19 protein-coding genes are annotated in these 18,548 nt (G+C 66.6%); 15 read left to right on the top strand and 4 right to left on the bottom strand.

Features of this window, described 5'->3' with window-relative positions; all coding sequences use genetic code 11:
- The first annotated feature begins 486 nt into the window (after window positions 1–486).
- The 11 genes from maiA (at window position 487) to E8F11_RS04290 (ending at window position 10,215) form a co-directional block, all read left to right on the top strand.
- Entirely contained in the window at window positions 487–1,119 is a 633-nt protein-coding gene (gene maiA / locus E8F11_RS04340) for a maleylacetoacetate isomerase (RefSeq protein ID WP_280287583.1), read from the top strand.
- A gap of 141 nt (window positions 1,120–1,260) precedes the next feature.
- On the top strand, window positions 1,261–2,340 hold the full coding sequence (hppD, locus tag E8F11_RS04335; RefSeq protein ID WP_280287582.1) for a 4-hydroxyphenylpyruvate dioxygenase: 1,080 nt from the start codon (window positions 1,261–1,263) through the stop codon (window positions 2,338–2,340).
- A gap of 202 nt (window positions 2,341–2,542) precedes the next feature.
- Window positions 2,543–3,028, top strand: a complete 486-nt coding sequence (locus tag E8F11_RS04330) for an adenosine-specific kinase (RefSeq protein WP_280287581.1) — start codon at window positions 2,543–2,545, stop codon at window positions 3,026–3,028.
- 406 nt (window positions 3,029–3,434) lie between these two features.
- On the top strand, window positions 3,435–3,635 hold the full coding sequence (locus E8F11_RS04325) for a hypothetical protein (RefSeq protein WP_280287580.1): 201 nt from the start codon (window positions 3,435–3,437) through the stop codon (window positions 3,633–3,635).
- Window positions 3,636–3,923: 288 nt separating this feature from the next.
- Window positions 3,924–4,598 (top strand): thermostable hemolysin, encoded by a 675-nt coding sequence (locus E8F11_RS04320; RefSeq protein ID WP_280287579.1) that lies wholly within the window; start codon window positions 3,924–3,926, stop codon window positions 4,596–4,598.
- Window positions 4,588–6,057, top strand: coding sequence for an AMP-binding protein (locus E8F11_RS04315; protein WP_280287578.1), 1,470 nt, complete (start codon window positions 4,588–4,590; stop codon window positions 6,055–6,057). The genes E8F11_RS04320 and E8F11_RS04315 overlap by 11 nt, the downstream gene beginning before the upstream one ends.
- Window positions 6,054–6,728, top strand: coding sequence for an iron-containing redox enzyme family protein (locus tag E8F11_RS04310; RefSeq protein WP_280287577.1), 675 nt, complete (start codon window positions 6,054–6,056; stop codon window positions 6,726–6,728). The genes E8F11_RS04315 and E8F11_RS04310 overlap by 4 nt, the downstream gene beginning before the upstream one ends.
- Entirely contained in the window at window positions 6,715–7,521 is an 807-nt protein-coding gene (locus E8F11_RS04305; protein WP_280287576.1) for an SDR family oxidoreductase, read from the top strand. Before E8F11_RS04310 ends, E8F11_RS04305 begins: the two co-directional genes overlap by 14 nt.
- Window positions 7,521–8,162, top strand: coding sequence for a hypothetical protein (locus tag E8F11_RS04300; RefSeq protein ID WP_280287586.1), 642 nt, complete (start codon window positions 7,521–7,523; stop codon window positions 8,160–8,162). Before E8F11_RS04305 ends, E8F11_RS04300 begins: the two co-directional genes overlap by 1 nt.
- Window positions 8,163–8,170: 8 nt before the next feature.
- The gene (locus E8F11_RS04295; protein WP_280287575.1) at window positions 8,171–8,833 is read left to right on the top strand and encodes a response regulator transcription factor; all 663 of its coding nucleotides are present in this window, start codon (window positions 8,171–8,173) and stop codon (window positions 8,831–8,833) included.
- The gene (locus tag E8F11_RS04290) at window positions 8,830–10,215 is read left to right on the top strand and encodes an ATP-binding protein (RefSeq protein ID WP_280287574.1); all 1,386 of its coding nucleotides are present in this window, start codon (window positions 8,830–8,832) and stop codon (window positions 10,213–10,215) included. The genes E8F11_RS04295 and E8F11_RS04290 overlap by 4 nt, the downstream gene beginning before the upstream one ends.
- Before the next feature lie 85 nt (window positions 10,216–10,300).
- Here E8F11_RS04290 and E8F11_RS04285 read toward each other — a convergent pair whose 3' ends face one another.
- Both E8F11_RS04285 and E8F11_RS04280 read right to left on the bottom strand, forming a co-directional pair.
- Window positions 10,301–11,215, bottom strand: a complete 915-nt coding sequence (locus E8F11_RS04285) for a response regulator (RefSeq protein ID WP_280287573.1) — start codon at window positions 11,213–11,215, stop codon at window positions 10,301–10,303.
- A gap of 4 nt (window positions 11,216–11,219) precedes the next feature.
- Window positions 11,220–12,524, bottom strand: coding sequence for an ATP-binding protein (locus E8F11_RS04280; protein ID WP_280287572.1), 1,305 nt, complete (start codon window positions 12,522–12,524; stop codon window positions 11,220–11,222).
- A gap of 170 nt (window positions 12,525–12,694) precedes the next feature.
- On the opposite strand from E8F11_RS04280, the gene E8F11_RS04275 reads away from it, so the two are divergent.
- Window positions 12,695–13,579, top strand: coding sequence for a neutral zinc metallopeptidase (locus E8F11_RS04275; RefSeq protein WP_280287570.1), 885 nt, complete (start codon window positions 12,695–12,697; stop codon window positions 13,577–13,579).
- 29 nt (window positions 13,580–13,608) lie between these two features.
- Here E8F11_RS04275 and E8F11_RS04270 read toward each other — a convergent pair whose 3' ends face one another.
- The gene (locus E8F11_RS04270; RefSeq protein ID WP_280287569.1) at window positions 13,609–14,397 is read right to left on the bottom strand and encodes an IclR family transcriptional regulator; all 789 of its coding nucleotides are present in this window, start codon (window positions 14,395–14,397) and stop codon (window positions 13,609–13,611) included.
- A 103-nt stretch (window positions 14,398–14,500) separates the two neighbouring features.
- Between E8F11_RS04270 and hmgA the strand changes: the two genes are divergently transcribed.
- Together hmgA and fahA are read left to right on the top strand one after the other, a co-directional pair.
- Window positions 14,501–15,796 (top strand): homogentisate 1,2-dioxygenase, encoded by a 1,296-nt coding sequence (gene hmgA, locus E8F11_RS04265; protein WP_280287568.1) that lies wholly within the window; start codon window positions 14,501–14,503, stop codon window positions 15,794–15,796.
- 1 nt (window position 15,797) lies between these two features.
- Entirely contained in the window at window positions 15,798–17,102 is a 1,305-nt protein-coding gene (gene fahA, locus E8F11_RS04260; RefSeq protein ID WP_280287567.1) for a fumarylacetoacetase, read from the top strand.
- Window positions 17,103–17,143: 41 nt separating this feature from the next.
- Here fahA and E8F11_RS04255 read toward each other — a convergent pair whose 3' ends face one another.
- Window positions 17,144–17,809, bottom strand: a complete 666-nt coding sequence (locus E8F11_RS04255) for a hypothetical protein (protein WP_280287566.1) — start codon at window positions 17,807–17,809, stop codon at window positions 17,144–17,146.
- A 233-nt stretch (window positions 17,810–18,042) separates the two neighbouring features.
- On the opposite strand from E8F11_RS04255, the gene E8F11_RS04250 reads away from it, so the two are divergent.
- Window positions 18,043–18,456, top strand: a complete 414-nt coding sequence (locus tag E8F11_RS04250) for an anti-virulence regulator CigR family protein (protein ID WP_280287565.1) — start codon at window positions 18,043–18,045, stop codon at window positions 18,454–18,456.
- Window positions 18,457–18,548 lie beyond the last annotated feature (92 nt).

Here is an 18,548-nt window from a genome sequence, read left to right as displayed (position 1 = left end):
ATGCCGCGAGAGGCGTGCGGGGCCAGGGATGGCCCCTCACGCCGGGCCCCCGGAGCGACGATGGAGCAAGGGAACCCGGCGTAGCCGGGCCGGATGCAGGGGCAAGCCTTCTTGGTTACTTCTGGGGCGACTGCCAGAAGTGACTCGCCGGGAGGCGAAACAGGGACTCGCAGCCCGCTCGATAGGCAGTTTGGCTCAGGATGTTCTAGCACCACTTAATGCAGACCTAGCCAATTCATTCGCCAAGCAGACCGCAGGTCTGCCCTGCGATGCTTCCATGGGGGCCGCTGCGCGGCCCTTAGCGAATGAATTCGCCCCCACAGGTTATCCCCTTGCAAGAATCACCGCCGCTCCGTCCTCTCCCCACCCCAACGCTTGACAGCCCCGCCCCAAACGCCCAAATTACGCAAAGTGTAAATTGATTACGAAAATAACAATGCCGGCTACCGGGTTCCCGGACCGCCTGCCGCCTGCGTGAGTGCTTGTATGGACCTCTACACCTATTACCGCTCCACCTCCTCCTACCGGGTGCGCATCGCCCTGGCGCTGAAGGGGCTGGAAGCCCGGCAGATCCCGGTGAACCTGATCCAGGACGGAGGCCAGCAACACAAGCCCGACTACAAGGCGATCAATCCCCAGGGCCGCGTGCCCAGCCTGCGTACCGACGCGGGCCAGGTGCTGACCCAGTCCCCCGCCATCATCGAATACCTCGAAGAACGTTATCCCCAGCCCGCCCTCCTGCCCCAGGGCCTCGAGGAACGTGCCCGCCAGCGCGCCGTGGCCGCCATCATCGGCTGCGACATCCACCCGCTGCACAACGTCGCCGTGCTCAATCGCCTGCGTGGCCTGGAGATCGGCGAAGCGGAAGTGATGGGTTGGATACGCCACTGGATCACGGAGGGCTTCAACGCTGTCGAAGCCTTGATAGGCGATGAGGGCTTCTGCTTCGGCGAGCCGGGCCTGGCCGATGTCTACCTGCTACCGCAGGTCTACGCCGCCCGCCGCTTCGAACTGGACCTGTCACACTATCCGAAGATCGCCCGGGTCGAACGCCTCGCCCTGCAGCATCCGGCGTTCATCCAGGCACACCCCGACCAGCAAGCCGACAAACCGGCCTGAGGCAACCCATATGCAGAGCCTCGGATTCAAGGTCACCATTGGCGACCACCTCGCCCGCAGCGTGCGCGGCATCTCCTGCGCGCCGCCTGTTGCCACCTCGCATTGACCTATAACTTCCAATACATGCTTGAGGTGCAAAAAATGGCTGACATCTACGAAAACCCCATGGGCCTGATGGGCTTCGAATTCATCGAATTCGCTTCCCCCACCCCGAATACCCTGGAACCCATCTTCGCGATGATGGGCTTCACCAAGGTCGCCACCCACCGCTCCAAGGACGTGCACCTGTATCGCCAGGGCGAGATCAACCTGATCCTGAACAACGAGCCCAAGAGCCTGGCCGCCTATTTCGCCGCCGAGCACGGCCCGTCCGTCTGCGGCATGGCCTTCCGCGTGAAGAACGCCCACCAGGCCTACGCCCGCGCCCTGGAACTGGGCGCCCAGCCCATCGAGATCCCCACCGGCCCGATGGAACTGCGCCTGCCGGCGATCAAGGGCATCGGCGGCGCTCCGCTGTACCTGATCGACCGTTTCGGCGAGGGCTCCTCGATCTACGACATCGACTTCGAGTTCATCGAAGGCGTGGACCGCAACCCCCAGGGGGCCGGCCTGAAGATCATCGACCACCTGACCCACAACGTGTACCGCGGCCGCATGGCCTACTGGGCGGACTTCTACGAGAAGCTGTTCAACTTCCGCGAGATCCGCTACTTCGACATCAAGGGCGAGTACACTGGCCTGACCTCCAAGGCCATGACCGCGCCGGACGGCATGATCCGCATCCCGCTGAACGAGGAATCCTCCAAGGGCTCGGGACAGATCGAAGAGTTCCTGATGCAGTTCAACGGCGAAGGCATCCAGCACGTGGCGTTCTTCACCGACGACCTGCTCAAGACCTGGGATGACCTTAAGGCTCGTGGCATGCGCTTCATGACCGCGCCGCCGGAAACCTACTACGAGATGCTCCAGGGCCGCCTGCCGGACCACGGCGAGCCGGAAGAGGAGCTGAAGGCCCGTGGCATCCTGCTGGACGGCACCTCGGAAGGCGGCAACAGACGCCTGCTGCTGCAGATCTTCTCGGAAACCCTGATGGGCCCGGTGTTCTTCGAGTTCATCCAGCGCAAGGGCGATGACGGCTTCGGCGAGGGCAACTTCAAGGCCCTGTTCGAATCCATCGAACGCGACCAGATCCGTCGTGGTGTGTTGAGCACCGACGAATAAGGCGCGATCGTCCAGGAAAGACCCGGCTTCTGCCGGGTTTTTCTTTTCTGCCGAGCACCAGGACGACATCGGGTAGGGTGCGCTGCGCGCACCGAAACTGCCGTGCGAGATGGCGGTGCGCACGGCGCACCCTGCGGAAATGCCCCACTCCGAGGCTCCGGACTCCTGACTATGCTTTCCATGGGGGGTGGAGGCGCTTCACATGCAACTCGTCAGCGTGACCATCGACAAGCCGGACGACATCAACTTCATCTTCGGCCAGACCCACTTCATCAAGTCCGTGGAAGACATCCACGAAGCCCTGGTTGGCGCAGTGCCCGGTATCCGCTTCGGGCTGGCCTTCTGCGAGGCCTCGGGCAAGTGCCTGGTGCGCTGCTCCGGCACCGACGACGCCCTGCTCGAACTCGCCCGCCGCAACGCCCTGGCGATTGCCGCCGGTCACAGTTTCATCGTCTTCCTCGGCGAAGGTTTCTACCCGGTCAATGTGCTCAACAGCCTCAAGCTGGTGCCGGAGGTCTGCCGGATCTTCTGCGCCACGGCCAATCCCACGGAGGTGATACTCGCCGAAACCGGCCAGGGCCGTGGTGTGCTCGGGGTGGTGGACGGCTTCCCGCCGAAAGGGGCGGAAGGCGAGGACGACATCGCCTGGCGCAAGGGCCTGCTGCGGCAGATCGGCTACAAGCTCTGAGGCGCGGGCGGCAGTTCGGATCCTTGATATTGGAACTGCCTTTGCCCCTGTATCCGACAAGTTTTCGTTAGTAGAGACGAGGACTTTCAGCAGCCCGCCATCGTTGCGACTCAACCCATGCGCCTATCGGAATCCCAGCGTTTTTTTCCATTGCCGGAGTATTCGAAATTCCGACTTCCACTGCGACTTCCACAAACTACCGGGGAAAAGGGTACCGATCGAACAGGCAGGATTCGGTGACGACCTGACGAGGAACTCCGAAGTACGTGTCGGGATTTCGCCGCTCCCCTCTGGTCAGATAACGAGATTTATGCTCAGAAAACGAGCATACTCGCCGAGTTCAGGAAGCAAATATCAAGATCAGGGCAACCGAAGTATTGAAGTGCGCCCCGCAAAGGAAAGAGCCATGTCCAACCCGTTGATCGATAAATCCAGGTCAGTTCTCGAATTACAGGTGGAGTCGTTCCTCACCAATGGTGGCGAAATCCAGCAGATTCCCACCGGGACCACCGGCATGAAACCCAAGGAGTCCTGGAAGAAAAGCGCTGCGAAGAGCCAGCCCCAGTCCCCCCTTCCCGCAGTAGCCACGGCCGAAGCCGACGAGTGATCCCCTCCATGTTGGCGTCCTCGCCGGACAGAGGCGACGACGCCAACACGGACAATGAGCGCTTCAGGAGCGCCCAGGCAAAAAAAAGCTGCCATCGCCGGCAGCTTCAATTTGCACCCTGGCACGTCCTGTGCCCTTTCTGTTCCTGAATCTAGAATGCCCCCTCCGGATGACAACGCCGTGGCGCTGGCGTGACCGCAAGGCGACAGTCGCGCTGTCCGTCTTCAGGGTCCCTTAAGACTTCCCCCGGATACTGCTCTCCATACGCTTCCCGCCTGGAGGGCACCGATGAACAGCACCGAGTGGAACGCCCTGTTCCCATTCCGTTTCGGCCACAAATCGCAGCAACACTACCTGTCCCTGCTGCTGGCGAGCGATCCAGGGCGCAGCCAGGCCGAGGCCTTCGTCCACCGGCGCTTCCTCAGCGTCCACGGTGCCGACGTCCGCCAGTTCATGCCCGAGCTGCTCTCCATGCGTAATCACCATGGCGCGCTCAGCGCCGTGGCCGGACTGCGCCTGGCCAGCCAGGGTCAGCTGTTCCTCGAGCAGTACCTCGAGGCTCCGGCCGAAACCATGATCGCCCAACAGGCCGCACGCCCGGTGGCGCGGGACCAGATAGTCGAAGTGGGCAACCTGGCCTCGATCAACTCCGGCAATGCGCGGCTGATCATCGTCGCCGTCACCTGGCTGCTGTACCTGCGGGGCCTGGACTGGGTGGTGTTCACCGGAGCGTCAACACTGATCAACAGCTTTCGACGCCTGGGCCTGGAACCCTTGCTGCTCGGCGATGCCGTCCCTGGCCGGCTGGGGGATGCCCAACAGCAATGGGGCACCTACTACGAGCAGAAGCCGCAGGTATTCTGCGGCAGCATCCGCTTCGGCTTCGAACAGCTGCAACACAACGGAGTCATAGACCGGCTGGGTTTTCCCGAGGCCGACAGGGTGGCCCACGATGCAGCCTGAGGGCCTGCGCGCCATCCTCCGCCAGCACGCCGGCCGCCTGCCGCAACCCCTGGCCCTGCGTGGCGACACCCGCCGCTACACCTACACCCAATTCCTGGACGAAGTGGAGCGGCGCGAAGCCTTGCTGCGCGCCGAACCTGAAGCTGTGCTCGCCCTGGCCCTGGAGAACGGCCCCGACGCCCTGCTCTGGGACCTGGCCGCCCTTCTCGCCGGACGCCCCTGCCTCCCGCTGCCGCCGTTCTTCAGCCCGCAACAGCGCGCTCATTGCCTGGCGCAATGCCGCGTCAACCTGGCAGTGGCCGACAGCGGGTTCTCAGCCGAACTGGAGGCCGCGGGCTTCCAGCCCGATGGCCATTTCTGGCGCAGGACCGTCAATGGCGGCGCCATCCTGCCGGCAGGTACCGCCAAGGTCACCTACACCTCCGGCACGACCGCACAACCCAAGGGCGTCTGCCTGAGTGCCGAGTCCCTGTTGCAGGTGGCTGGCGAACTGGAAGCCGCCAGCCGCTCCAGCGCACCCGCGCATTACCTGGCCGTGCTGCCGCTGGCGGTGCTGCTGGAGAACCTCGGGACCTATGCCGCCTTGCTGGCTGGGGCCTGCGTCACCCTGCTGCCCCAGCGCCAGCTGGGTATTCAGGGCGCCAGCGGGGTGGACTGGCCGAAGCTGCTGGCCAGCGTCGTCCTCAGTGGCGCCCAGAGCCTGATCCTGGTGCCGCAGCTGCTGCTCGGCCTGGTCACCGCCATCGAGCGCGGGCACCTGGGCCCCGGGCAGTTCCGCTTCGTCGCCGTGGGCGGCGCGCGCGTGTCGCCGGACCTGCTGGCTCGTGCGGCAAGGGTCGGGCTGCCGGTGTTCGAGGGCTACGGCCTCTCCGAATGCGCGTCCGTGGTCTGCCTCAACCGGCCGGGAGCCAATCGCCCCGGCAGTGTCGGCCAGCCCCTGCCCCATGTGCGGGTGCGCCTGGCCGAGGATGGCGAGGTGCTGGTCAGCGGCCCGGTCCTGCTCGGCTACCTGGGCGAGCCGCCCTTCACCGGGCCATGGTGGCCGACCGGCGACCTCGGCGAGTTCGATGCCGATGGCTACCTCCACCTCCGGGGCCGCAAGAAGCACCAGTTCATCACCAGCTTCGGGCGCAATGTGAACCCGGACTGGGTCGAGGCCGAACTGACCCAGCGCGGCACGATCGCCCAGGCCTTCGTCCATGGCGAAGGGCTGCCGGGCAATCTCGCCCTGCTCTGGCCACTGGACCCGGCCTGCACGGACCAGGTCCTGGCCGATGCCGTCGCCAGCGCCAATGCCGCCCTCCCGGATTACGCCCGGGTCCGGGCCTGGCGCCGCCTGGAAGTCCCCTTCAGCACGGCCGATGGCCTGCTCACCGCCAACGGCCGCCCGCGCCGCGAGGCCATCCTCGCGCGTTATCGCAGCACCCTGCTCGAGCTCGAACACGAGGTAGAACCATGAGTTTCTTCGACCAGTTGCAAGCCGCCACCGCCAGCGAACGGGAGGCGCTGTTCAGCGTCCCGGTGATACGCGAGGCCCTGGCTGGCCAGGTCAGCCTGGAGGGCTACCGCGCCTTCCTCGGCCAGGCTTACCACCATGTTCGGCATACCGTGCCGCTGATGATGGCCTGCGGCGCGCGCCTGCCGCCGCGCCTCGAATGGCTGCGAGGCGCGGTCTGCGAATACATCGAGGAAGAGTACGGCCACGAGCGCTGGATACTCGACGACATTGCCGCCTGTGGCGGCGACCCCGAAGCCGTCAGCCGCAGCCGCCCCTCGCTGCCCATCGAGCTGATGGTGGCCTACCTCTACGACCTGATCGCCCGCGGCAACCCGGTGGGACTGTTCGGCATGGTCAAGGTGCTGGAGGGCACCAGCATCGCCCTGGCCACCCAGGCCGCCGGGACAATCCGCGAGACTCTGCAGCTGCCGGCCGAAGCCTTCAGCTACCTGTCCTCCCACGGCGCCCTGGACCAGGGCCACATGGCCACTTACCGCCAGTTGATGAACCAGCTGGACGACGAGGACGACCGCCAGGCCGTCCTCCACGCCGCCAAGGTGGTCTACCAGCTCTATGCCGAAATGTTCCGCGGGCTGCCCCGTGCCGGTGAGGTGCAACATGCGCCTCTCTGACTGTCGTGCCCTGCTTACCGGCGCCAGCGGCGGCATTGGCCTGGCCCTGGCCGAACAGCTCTGCGCCCGCGGTGCCCAGGTGCTGGTGGTGAGCCGCACGCGGGAGACCCTGGCCGCGCTGCTGCGACGTTATCCACAGCAGCTCGCCTGGATCGGTGCCGATCTGCGCCAGGCCCAGGACCGCCAGCGAGTGCTGGACGCCGCACGCGGCATGGGCGGCGTCAACCTGCTGGTGAATGCCGCCGGGGTGAACCGCTTCGCCATGCTCGAACAGGTGGACGACGGCCAGATAGAGGACATGCTCGCCCTCAACGTCACCGCCACCCTGCAACTGACCCGCGCGCTGCTGCCGCTGCTGCGCCAGCAGAGCCATGGGCTGGTGGTCAATGTCGGCTCCACCTACGGTTCCATCGGCTACCCCGGATACACCGTCTACTGCGCCAGCAAGTTCGCCCTGCGCGGTTTCTCCGAGGCCCTGCGTCGGGAGCTGGCGGACACCCCGGTGAATGTCCTCTACGTCGCCCCGCGCGCCACCCGCACCGGTATGAACAGCCAGGCGGCCATGGCCCTCAACGCCGAGCTCAAGGTGGGTGTGGACGAGCCCGAGCAGGTGGCCGGAGCCGTGATCGCGGCCATCGAGAAAGACCTTCGCGAGCTCTACCTCGGCTGGCCGGAAAAGCTCTTCGTCCGCCTCAACGGCATGCTGCCGCGTCTGGTGGACCGCGCCCTGCACAAGCAGCTGCCGATCATCCGTCGCTTCAGTGCCGCCCCCCACCGCAAGGACCACCCATGATGAACAAGCTCATCTGCGCCTTCGGCCTGCTGCTGATCCTCAGCATTCCGGCCTGGGCGCTGGACGCCGGCGACAGCCAGCGCCTCGCCGCCATCCAGCAGCGCTGGGCGGAAATCCAGTATCAGGTCCCGGAGAAACAACGCGCCGCCGAGTTCGAGAAACTCGCCGCCCAGAGTGCCGCCTTCACCCACGACGCGCCGCAAGCCGCCGAGGCCTGGATCTGGCATGGCATCGTCACCAGCAGCTGGGCCGGTGCCGAAGGCGGACTGGGCGCCCTGGGCAAGGTCAAGGACGCCCGCGCCTCACTGGAGCACGCCATCCAGCTCGACCCCAGCGCCCTGCAGGGCTCGGCCTACACCAGCCTGGGTGCGCTCTACGACCGGGTGCCCGGCTGGCCCATCAGCTTCGGTGACGAGGCGGAAGCGGAGAAACTGCTGCGCAAGGCCCTGCAGATCAATCCCAGGGGCATCGACAGCCTGTACTTCTGGGGTGACCACCTGCACCGCGCGGGCCGCAAGATGGAAGCCCGCGCGGTGCTGCTCAAGGCGCGGGAGGCCGCCCCACGCCCGGGACGCGAGCTGGCCGACCAGGGCCGGCGCCGGGAAATCGATGCTTTACTGCAGGAAATCCAGAAACCCTAAGGCCGCCCATGCGACTCCTACTCGTCGAAGACGACAACGCCCTCGGCGCGGGGGTGCGCAGCGGCCTGCGCCAGGAGGGGTACACCATCGACTGGCTGACCGATGGCGCCAGCGCCCTGCACGCCCTGCAGAACGAGGATTTCGACCTGGCGATCCTCGACCTCGGCCTGCCGCGCCTGGACGGTATCCAGGTGCTCCAGCAGCTGCGCGCCAGGGGCTCGACCTTGCCGGTGCTGGTGCTCACCGCCCGCGACGCCACCGAGGATCGCATCCGCGGCCTGGATGCCGGCGCAGACGACTACCTGGTCAAGCCCTTCGACCTCAACGAGCTGAAAGCGCGCCTGCGTGCCCTCCTGCGGCGCAGCGCCGGCCGGCCGCAGACGCTGATCGAGCACGCCGGGGTGGTCCTCGATCCGGTCAACCAGCAGGTCAGCTACCTGGGCAATCCGGTGGCCCTCACGCCCAAGGAGTACCAGCTGCTCCATGAACTGCTCTCGCAAGCGGGCAAGGTGCTGACCCGCGAGCGCCTGCTGCAGACCCTCTACGGCTGGGACGAGGAAGCTGAAAGCAACACCCTGGAGGTTCACATCCATCACCTGCGCAAGAAGCTTTCCAGCGAACTCATCCGCACCGTGCGCGGCATCGGCTACCTGGTGGACGGCCGGCCATGACCTCATTGCGCCGCCGCACCCTGTGGCTGGTGATGGTCCTGCTGCTGCTCGGCACCCTGCTCATCGTCTACCTCAACTACCGCGACAGCAGTCATGAAATCGAGGAGATCTACGACGCCCAGCTGGCGCAGAACGCGCGCCTGCTGCTGGGGGTGATGCGCATGCCGCTGGCCAGCAATGAGCGCGACGCGCTCTATCGGGCCTTCAACGACGCGCTGAGCAAAGCCGAGCCGCGCAAGGTCGGGCATCCCTACGAGAGCAAGCTGGCCTTCCATGTCTGGAACAGCGACGGCGGGAGTCTGGTGCAATCAGCCAGCGCACCATTCTTCAAGGACGCGCCGCAACAGCCCGGCTTCCACGACTTCAAGCTGGACGACCACCACTGGCGCGGCTTCGTGCTGCCGGACCCGGAACAGGGATTGCTGATCTGGGTGGGCGAGCGTGACGACGTGCGCCAGGACCTGGTGCAACGCATAGTCCGCCACACCCTCGTGCCGAACCTGGTGGGGATACTCATCCTCGCCACCCTGGTCTGGCTGGCCATCGGTTGGGGCCTGCTGCCGCTGCAGAACATGGCCCGGTTGATCCGCAGCCGCCATGCCGACTCCCTGGCGCCCCTGCAGATAGAGCCACTGCCCAAGGAGCTGGAACCCATGCAAGCCGCGATCAACCGCCTGCTGGCGCAGATCGAACAGATGCTCCAGCGCGAGCGCCGCTTCATCGGCGACGCTGCCCACGAAATGCGCACCCCGCTGGCGGTGCTGCGGCTCCACGCGCAGAACGCGCTGGAGGCCACCAGCGACGAATCCCGCGCCGAAGCCCTGGGCTTTCTCACCCTGGGCGTCGACCGGCTGACCCGGGTGGTGCACCAATTGCTGACCATGGCCCGGGTGGAACCGGAACTGGCACGACAGAAATGGCAGCGGCTGGACCTGGAATCCCTGGTCCGCGAACACCTCGCCGAACTCACCCCGCTGCTGCTGGACAAGGGCCTGGAACTGGCCCTGGAGGTGGCCGAGGGGGATTTCCACGTCACCAGTGACGCCGCCGCCATCGGTATCGCCCTGCAGAACCTGGTGACCAACGCGGCGAACTTTTCGCCACCCGAAGGCGAAGTCAAGGTCAGTCTGGACAACCATGACCGGAAGTACCTGGTGCTGCGCGTCGAAGACCGCGGCCCGGGGATAGACGAAGCCAGGCTGGAACGCCTCTTCGAGCGTTTCTACAGCCAGGACAATCCCCAGGGCGCCGGCCTCGGCCTGGCCATAGTGCAGATGATCGCCAACCGCCTGGGCGGCATGATCACGCTGCAGAACCGTGAAGGCGGCGGCCTCTGTGCCGAGCTGAAGTTGCCGCGAGCGGCGCCGGCACTCGATCCATAAGGTGCGCTGCGCGCAGCAGGACCTCTGCGCAGGGCTTCCGGTGCGCATGGCGCACCCTACGTGGATGTCCGTGCCACCCCGGGCCTCAGGCGATCACCCTTTCCCGCAACCGCGCCAGCATCCCCAGCAGGCTGCCGACCCGCTGGCTCTCGCCAGCCTCTTTCGGCACCTCGGCGATCCGCGGCAGGCTTTCCAACGGCTGGGCACGCCAGAGGAATGCCTGCTCGGCCGCGGCCTTCAGCCCCTTCTCGAACAGGCCGCGGCGGATCGGCTTGGGCAGGTAACGGAAGATCTGCGCCTCGTTGATCAGCTTGAGCAGGGCCTGGGTGTCGCGGAAGGGCGTCACCACCAGGCTGAGCAGGCGCGGATGGGCCTGGGCCAGGGATTTGAGCAGCGGTGCCGTGTCTTCGCTGCCGATCCGCAAGTCGCTGACCAGCAGGTCCACCGGTTCCAGGTTCAGGGTCACCAGCGCCTCGCTCAGGCTGTGGGCGCGCAGCAGGCGGTGGCCGCCGGCCTGGCAGAAGGCCTGGACGCACTGCAGGGTTTCCAGGTCGTCGTCCAGCAACAGCAGCGAGAGCGGTGCGGCCAGTTCGCTGGTGGCCGCGGTGACCGGCGCAGTGGTCTGGCGCGCGGCGATTTCCGCCGCCTGGCGCAGGGTGAAGGCCATCTCCTGCGGGTCCCAGGGTTTGGTCAGGTAGCGGAAGATGCCGCCGTTGTTCAAGGCCTCCACCGCGGCGTCCAGGTCGGAATAGCCGGTGAGCAGGATGCGCAGGCATTCCGGGGCGATCTCCCGCGAGCGCGCCAGCAGTTCGGCGCCACTCATGCCCGGCATGCGCTGGTCGCTGACGATGATCTGCACCGACTCCTCCTTCAGGCGCTCCAGCGCCCGCAGCGGGTCGCTCTCGGTGATCACCTCGTACTGGCGGCGAAACTGCAGCGCGAGGCTGCGCAGGATGCGCTCCTCGTCATCGACGAAGAGGATGCGGACGGGAGTAGTCATGGGCTCAGGCGCTCCGTTTAAGTTCGACGGCCTGGCTGCGCGGCAGGCTGATGAGGAAGCACGTGCCGCGCCCCGGTTCCGAGGCCACGCGGATGCTGCCGCCATGGTCGCGAATGATCTTGTAGCTGATGGACAGCCCAAGCCCCGTGCCCTCGCCCACCGGCTTGGTGGTGAAGAACGGGTCGAAGATGCGCTGCATGACCTCGGGCGGCATCCCGCGGCCACTGTCCTGCACCGAGATGAACAGGCTGTCGGCGTCGGCCCAGCTCTTCACCTGGATGCGGCCCGGGCCGTCCATGGCCTGGGCGGCGTTGGTAAAGAGGTTCAGCAGCACCTGATTGATCTGCGAGGGCGCGCAGGCGATGCGCGGCAACTCGCCGAGCATCTGGAGCACCTCGGCCTTGTCCTTGATATGGTTGCGGGCGATCAGCAGGGCGCTGCGGATGCAGTCGTTGAGGTCGACTTCCTCGCTCATGGCGCGGTCCAGGCGGGCGAAGTCCTTGAGCCCGGAAACCAGCTCGGCGATCTGGCCGAGGCCGTAGAGGGTGTCGTCGAACAGCTGGCGCAGGTCCCCGGCCAGCAGCTCGGGGGTGGCCTGCGCACGCGCGGCGGCGGCGCGCTCCAGGGCATCGGCCAGGCGCTGCTCGTCACAGGCCGGGTCGTCCAGGCAATCGGCCAGGCCGGCCTGGCTCTCGGCGAGGGCGAAGAGCGGCGCGGTCAGCTCGTCCAGCAGCTGGACGTTGTTCTTCACGTAGCCCAGCGGCGTGTTCAGCTCGTGGGCGACGCCCGCGACCATCTGGCCGAGGGACGCCATCTTTTCCGATTGCACCAGCTGGGCCTGGGACTCCTTCAGGTCCACCAGTGCCTTGCGCAGCACCTGGTTGCGCTGGGCGATGCGCAGCTCCATGGCTTTCAGCAGGTCGAGCACTGTCCCCAGCCCCAGGTAGCGTCCCTGGTCGTCCACCAGGATGAAATCTTCGGTAATGGGGTACTGCAGTTGCCCGGTCACCTGTTTGGCCGCCAGTTCCAGGCCGGATGCCAGGGCGACCGTGAGCGGCGCCGGGTTCATCACGTCGGCCACCGGGCGGCGGCCCCAGAGGTCGCGTCCGAAACGCTGCATGAAGATGTCCTGCAACGCATAGCGACTGACCAGCCCCAACGGCAGGCCCTGCTCGTCCACCACTGGCAGGGAGAGGAAAACCTTGTGTTCAGGGGTCAGCAGGCGATCGGCGACATCACTGATGCTCATGTCCGGGGCCAGCGGCTCCACGGTCTTGAGCAGGCGAGCCAGACTGCTTTCGGCTGCCATGATCGGTACTCCGGCGACTGATGGGTGCCGGGCATTCAAGCAGTGCCAGGTTGCCATCATGTGACAGGGGTCTCATCCCCGAGGCGGATCGCGGCGGCGTCGATCACCCGGTGGCGAAGCGGCAGGGAAGGTACAACACTGAAGGGCGACACCATCCGGAACCCGCCACCATGCCCGCAAAAACCACCGCCCCGAGACCCCGCAAGGGCCTGCTGCTCCGCCTGCTGCGCGGGCTGGCCTGGGTGCTGATCGTCGTGACGCTGGTCGGCGTGGCGCTCTACCTCGGCTTTGGCCCGGCGCACCTGATCGATCGGCTCAAGCCCGCTCCGCCCGCGTTTCCGGAACAGGTCACCGCAGAACCTGAGCCTCCCGCGGCTGCAGCGGTGGCGCCGGCCCCGGTGAACGCGCCGGGCGACTCGCGGGAGTTGGTGAAGGCGCTGCTGGAAAGCAACGAGGACATCTGGGGCGAGTTCCTCGCCCGAGGCGACTACGCCTACAAGAAACCCAAGGTGGTGCTCTACGAGGGCCGGGTCGAGTCCCCCTGCAAACCGACCGGCGCCGCCAGCGGCGCCTTCTACTGTGCGAAGGGCATGACGCTCTACCTCGACCTGGCCTATCTCGACGAGCTGCAGAAACGTGCCCCCGAAGTGGGTGACTTCGCCCGCAGCTATGTGGTGGCCCATGCGGTCGCCCACCATGTGCAGAACCTGGTGGGCGCCGTGGGCTGGATCAAGGAATACCGCGCGAAGGACAGCCAGGCTGAAGGCGCCGAGAGCCTGGAGGAGACCGAGGAGTTGCTCGCCGATTGCCTGGTGGGGAGCTGGGCCAGCTATGCCCAGCGCAAATACCCCTGGATCAGGCCCCAGGACATGGACAAGGCGCTACAGACGGTGGTCGCCCTCGGCCGGGAGCGCGCCAAGGCCCAGGACCAACCGGCCATGCCCCACCCGCTGACCGAAGGTGACATCGCCAAGCGTGCGGAATGGTTCCACATGGGTGTGGAATCCGGCGACCCGCGGGAATGCAACCAGTTGTTCGGCGGGGTGGAGCCGTAGCAGGGGCTTGGCCGACCCCGCAGAGCGGCTCACTCGGGCTGCTGCCCGCCCATTCGCAGGCTGATGGCGCGGGCCGCCTGATGCAGGCGTTCGGCGGCCGAGCCCTGGGTGTCGGCGTGGAACACGCTGGCGGCGCCGACCACGGTAATCACGCCCGCGAGCTTGTTGCCGATGGCGAAGAGCGGCGCCGACAGGGCGTTCACCCCCGGCATCAGCAGGCCATGTACCGGGTGCAGGCCGGTGGCGCGGATCTGCGCCATCTGCTCCTGGAGTTCGGCGGCGCTGGGTGCCTCGGGTAGTGCCAGCTCTTCGTCGCGCAGGAAGGCGGTCTCGGCCTCGGGCAGGTAGGTGTTGAACACCAGGCCGGTGGACGAGCCCAGCAGCGGCAGCACCGAACCCACCTGGGTCACCAGGGTGACGGCACGCAGGGCCTGCTCCACGTGGACCACAGTAGGCCCCTTGTTGCCCCAGACGGCGAGGAAACAGGTTTCGTTCAGCGCGTCGCGCAGCTCCACCAGGTGCGGCATGGAGACCTTCACCACATCCAGCCGGCCGATGGCGGCCAGGCCCACCAGCAGCGCCTCGCGGCCCAGGCCATAGTGGTTGGTGGTGGCGTCCTGCTCGGCGAAGCCGCTGGCGATCAGCGCCTGCAGGTAGCGGTGCACCTTGCTCGCCGGCATGCCGACGTGCTCGGCCAGCTTCGACAGCGAAGTGGCCGGCGCCAGCTCCGCCAATCCCTTGAGGATGTCGGTGCCCACTTCCGCGGCCTGGACCTTCTGTCGCCGCGGTGCGCTCGCGCTGTCGTTTTCGCTCGTCATGTCCTGGCCTTGGTTGGAGAGGGAGGGCGCTGTTATAGCTTGACCCTTTGAGGCTTTCAAATTACGTTATGCGTAATCAAATTACAAAAACAGCGAGGTCGCCATGGTCTCCCCTACACCGCTCAACTACCAGTCCGGTTTCGATAACGAGTTCAGCAGCGAGTCGCTGCCGGGCGCCCTGCCCGTCGGGCGGAACTCCCCGCAGCAAGTGCCCTACGGGCTCTACACCGAACTGCTCTCCGGCACCGCCTTCACCGTGCCGCGCAGCGAAGCCCGGCGCACCTGGATGTACCGCATCAAGCCCTCGGCCAATCATCCGACGTACCAGCGCCTGGAGCGCCAGATCGCCGGCAACCGCCTGGGTCCGGTCACGCCCAACCGCCTGCGCTGGAACCCGCACGACATCCCCGCCGAGCGCACCGACTTCATCGACGGCCTGGTGACCATCGCCGCCACCACCGACGCCGAGCAGGCCTCGGGCGTCAGCGTGCATCTGTTCCGCGCCAACGCCTCGATGCAACGGGTGTTCTTCAATGCCGACGGCGAACTGCTGATCGTTCCCGAGCAAGGCCGCCTGCGCATCGCCACCGAACTGGGCCTGCTGGATGTGGAGCCGCTGGAGATCGCGGTGATCCCCCGTGGCATGAAGTTCCGCGTCGAACTGCTGGACGCCAGCGCCCGCGGCTACATCTGCGAGAACCACGGCGCTGCCCTGCGCCTGCCCGACCTCGGCCCCATCGGCAGCAACGGCCTGGCCAACCCGCGGGACTTCCTCGCCCCGGTGGCCCATTACGAGGATGTGGATGCGCCGGTCGAGCTGGTGCAGAAGTTCCTCGGCGAACTCTGGGCCACCGAACTGGACCACTCGCCCCTGGACGTGGTCGCCTGGCACGGCAACAACGTGCCCTACAAGTACGACCTGCGCCGCTTCAACACCATCGGCACCGTGAGCTACGACCACCCGGACCCGTCGATCTTCACCGTGCTCACCTCGCCCAGCGAAACCTTTGGTCAGGCCAACGTCGACTTCGTGATCTTCCCGCCGCGCTGGATGGTGGCCGAGAACACCTTCCGTCCGCCGTGGTTCCACCGCAACCTGATGAACGAGTTCATGGGCCTGATCCAGGGTGCCTACGACGCCAAGGCCGAAGGCTTCGCCCCCGGCGGCGCCTCGCTGCACAACTGCATGAGCGCCCACGGGCCGGACAACGCCACCACCACCGCCGCCATCGCCGCCGACCTCAAGCCGCACAAGATCGACAACACCATGGCCTTCATGTTCGAGACCAGCCGGGTGCTGCGCCCCAGCCAGTACGCGCTGGAGTGCCCGCAGCTGCAGAACGACTACGATGCTTGCTGGGCCGGCATGGCCAAGACATTCGACAAGGGCAGGATCTGACATGACCCAGATAGACAACCGCCGTAGCTGGATCGACTCCGCCAACGGCCACCCCGACTTCCCCCTGCAGAACCTGCCGCTGGGCATCTTCAGCCCGAGCGGCGCCTCGCCGCGCGGCGGCGTGGCCATAGGCGACGTCATCTTCGACCTGAAGGCGGCCTGCGACGCCGGCCTGTTCAGCGGTGAAGCCGCCGAAGCCGCCCAGTCCGCCTGCGGCGACAACCTGAACGCCTTCTTCGCCCTCGGCACCTCCGCCCGCCGCGCCCTGCGCGCCCAGCTGCAGGAACTCCTGGCCGAAGGCAGCGCCGCCCAGGAGCGCCTGGAAGCCATGGGCCAGGCCCTGCTGCCGGCCGCGACCACCTGCCAGCTGCACCTACCTGCGCATGTTGGCGACTACACCGACTTCTATGTGGGCATCCACCACGCCAACAACGTCGGCCGCCTGTTCCGCCCGGACAACCCGCTGCTGCCCAACTACAAGCACGTGCCCATCGGCTACCACGGCCGCGCCTCCACCGTCTGCGTCTCCGGTACCCCGGTACGCCGGCCCAATGGCCAGACCTTGCCGCCGGGCCAGGAGGCCCCGAGCTTCGGCCCCAGCAAGCGCCTGGACTACGAGCTGGAACTAGGCATCTGGATCGGCCAGGGCAACGAGATGGGCGACTCCATCGCCATCGCCGACGCCCAGCAGCACATCGCCGGCTACTGCCTGCTCAACGACTGGTCCGCGCGTGACGTGCAGGCCTGGGAATACCAGCCGCTGGGCCCCTTCCTGGCGAAGAACTTCGGCACCACGGTGTCCCCCTGGGTGATCACCGCCGAGGCCCTGGAGCCCTTCCGCAGCGCCCAGCCGGCGCGCCCGGAAGGCGACCCGCAGCCCCTGCCCTACCTGCTGGACGAAGCCGACCAGGCCAAGGGTGCCTTCGAGATCGAACTGGAAGTGCTGCTGCTCACGGCCGCCATGCGCGAACAGGGCCTGCCGCCCCACCGCCTGGCGCTGAGCAACACCCTGAACATGTACTGGACCGTGGCACAGATGGTCGCCCACCACAGCGTCGGCGGCTGCAAGCTGCAACCTGGCGACCTGTTCGGCTCCGGCACCCTCTCCGGGCCGCAACCGGAAGCCTTCGGCAGCCTGCTGGAGAGCACCGTCGGCGGCAAACAGCCGATCAGCCTGCCCAGCGGCGAGCAGCGCACTTTCCTGGAAGACGGGGATGAAGTGATCCTGCGTGCCCGTTGCCAGCGGGAGGGCTACCCCAGCATCGGCTTCGGCGAATGCCGTGGGATATTGCTGGCGGCACGCTGAGTGAAGAGTGGGGGCAACCAGCTGGTTGCCCCCAGTCGTTTCTAGCGGTCGTTCTTGCTGTCGTTCTTACTCGAGGAAGATTCGGCCTGGGAGCGCCCATGGGCGTTGTGATCACCGGGCGTCGTCTCGGACACGGCGCGGGCATTGGCCAGGCCACGGCTGTCCTTGTCGCGGGCGACAGCGGAGGTGGCGGTCCCATGACCCTTGTCGTCGTTGCGCAGGCTACCGTAGCGGTTGCCCTTGTCCTCGCCATTGCGGGTGGCCTTGCCGGCGTGGTCGGCGTCTTGGCCGTACTTGTTGCCCCTGCCGGTGTGGTCGGCGTCTTGACCGTACTTGTTGCCCCTGCCGGTGTGGTCGGCGTCTTGACCGTACTTGTTGCCCCTGCCGGTGTGGTCGGCGTCTTGGCCGTAGCTATTGCCCCTGCCGGCATGGTCGCCGTCACGGCCGTAGCCATTGCCCTTGCCGTCGTGGCTGCCAGCATGGCCACCGCCGACACCACCGCCAAAGCCGCCACCGTGGCCGCCACCATGACCACCGCCATGGCCGCCACCGCCGCCGGCACCACCGCCACCGCCACCGCCACCGCCACCGCCGTTGCCGCGGGCATAGGCGGAGTCGACCAGGGATGCACCGCCCGGAAGGACGGTTCCCGCCGCGAAGACCATCGCACAGGTGGCCACGGCCAACAGGGTTTTCTTATTGATCAATTTGGAGCCTCCAGAGGCTTGTTTCACGGTTAGCCGTGAGACTCTCGCCGCAGGCGCCGGTTCACATCCGGGAGACGAGTGGCCTATCCCGACGACGCCTGGTTCGGCAGATTTTGAACGCGGTCATGTTTCGATCCCCTCCGATTTGTTTTTTTTCTGCGATAGTTGCCGCACTCCCCCGCTTTTCGCAGTCCATCAGCCGGGGAAAACCGTCCCTCACGGAGGCCAAGGACATGACCACAACCCGTACCCTCATCGCGGCATTCACCAGCCTCGCCCTCGTCGCCGGCTCCCCGGCGCTGCTGGCCGACCCCGGCAAGAACAAGGGCCACGACAAGGGCCACGCCAGTGCCCAGAACAGCACTTGGTCCGGCGGGCCGCAGGTGGATATCGGCGGCATCCGCATCATCCTCGACGACAACCGCGAATACTGGGGCAATGCCGATGCCCTGCCGCCGGGCATCCAGAAAAACCTGGCACGCGGCAAGCCGCTGCCGCCGGGGATCGCCAAGAAACTCGACGGCCGCCTGGTCAACCGCCTGCCCCACTACGACGGCTATGACTGGGTCCGCGCCGGGACCGACCTGATCCTGGTGGCGGTCGCCACCGGGATCATCTACGAAGTGCTGCAGGACGTGATGGATTGAATCCCTCCGCACAAAGACCCGTAGGTTGTGGCTGAGCCAAGCGAAGCCCAACGTTTCCCGGCTCGGCTCCGCTGTTGGGCTTCGCTGCGCTC

The organism is Pseudomonas sp. BN417 (assembly GCF_029871205.1).
In the GTDB taxonomy this organism is placed as follows: domain Bacteria; phylum Pseudomonadota; class Gammaproteobacteria; order Pseudomonadales; family Pseudomonadaceae; genus Metapseudomonas.
The sequence above is the reverse complement of the archived record's forward strand: the minus strand, read 5'-3'. Positions and strand labels throughout refer to the sequence as shown.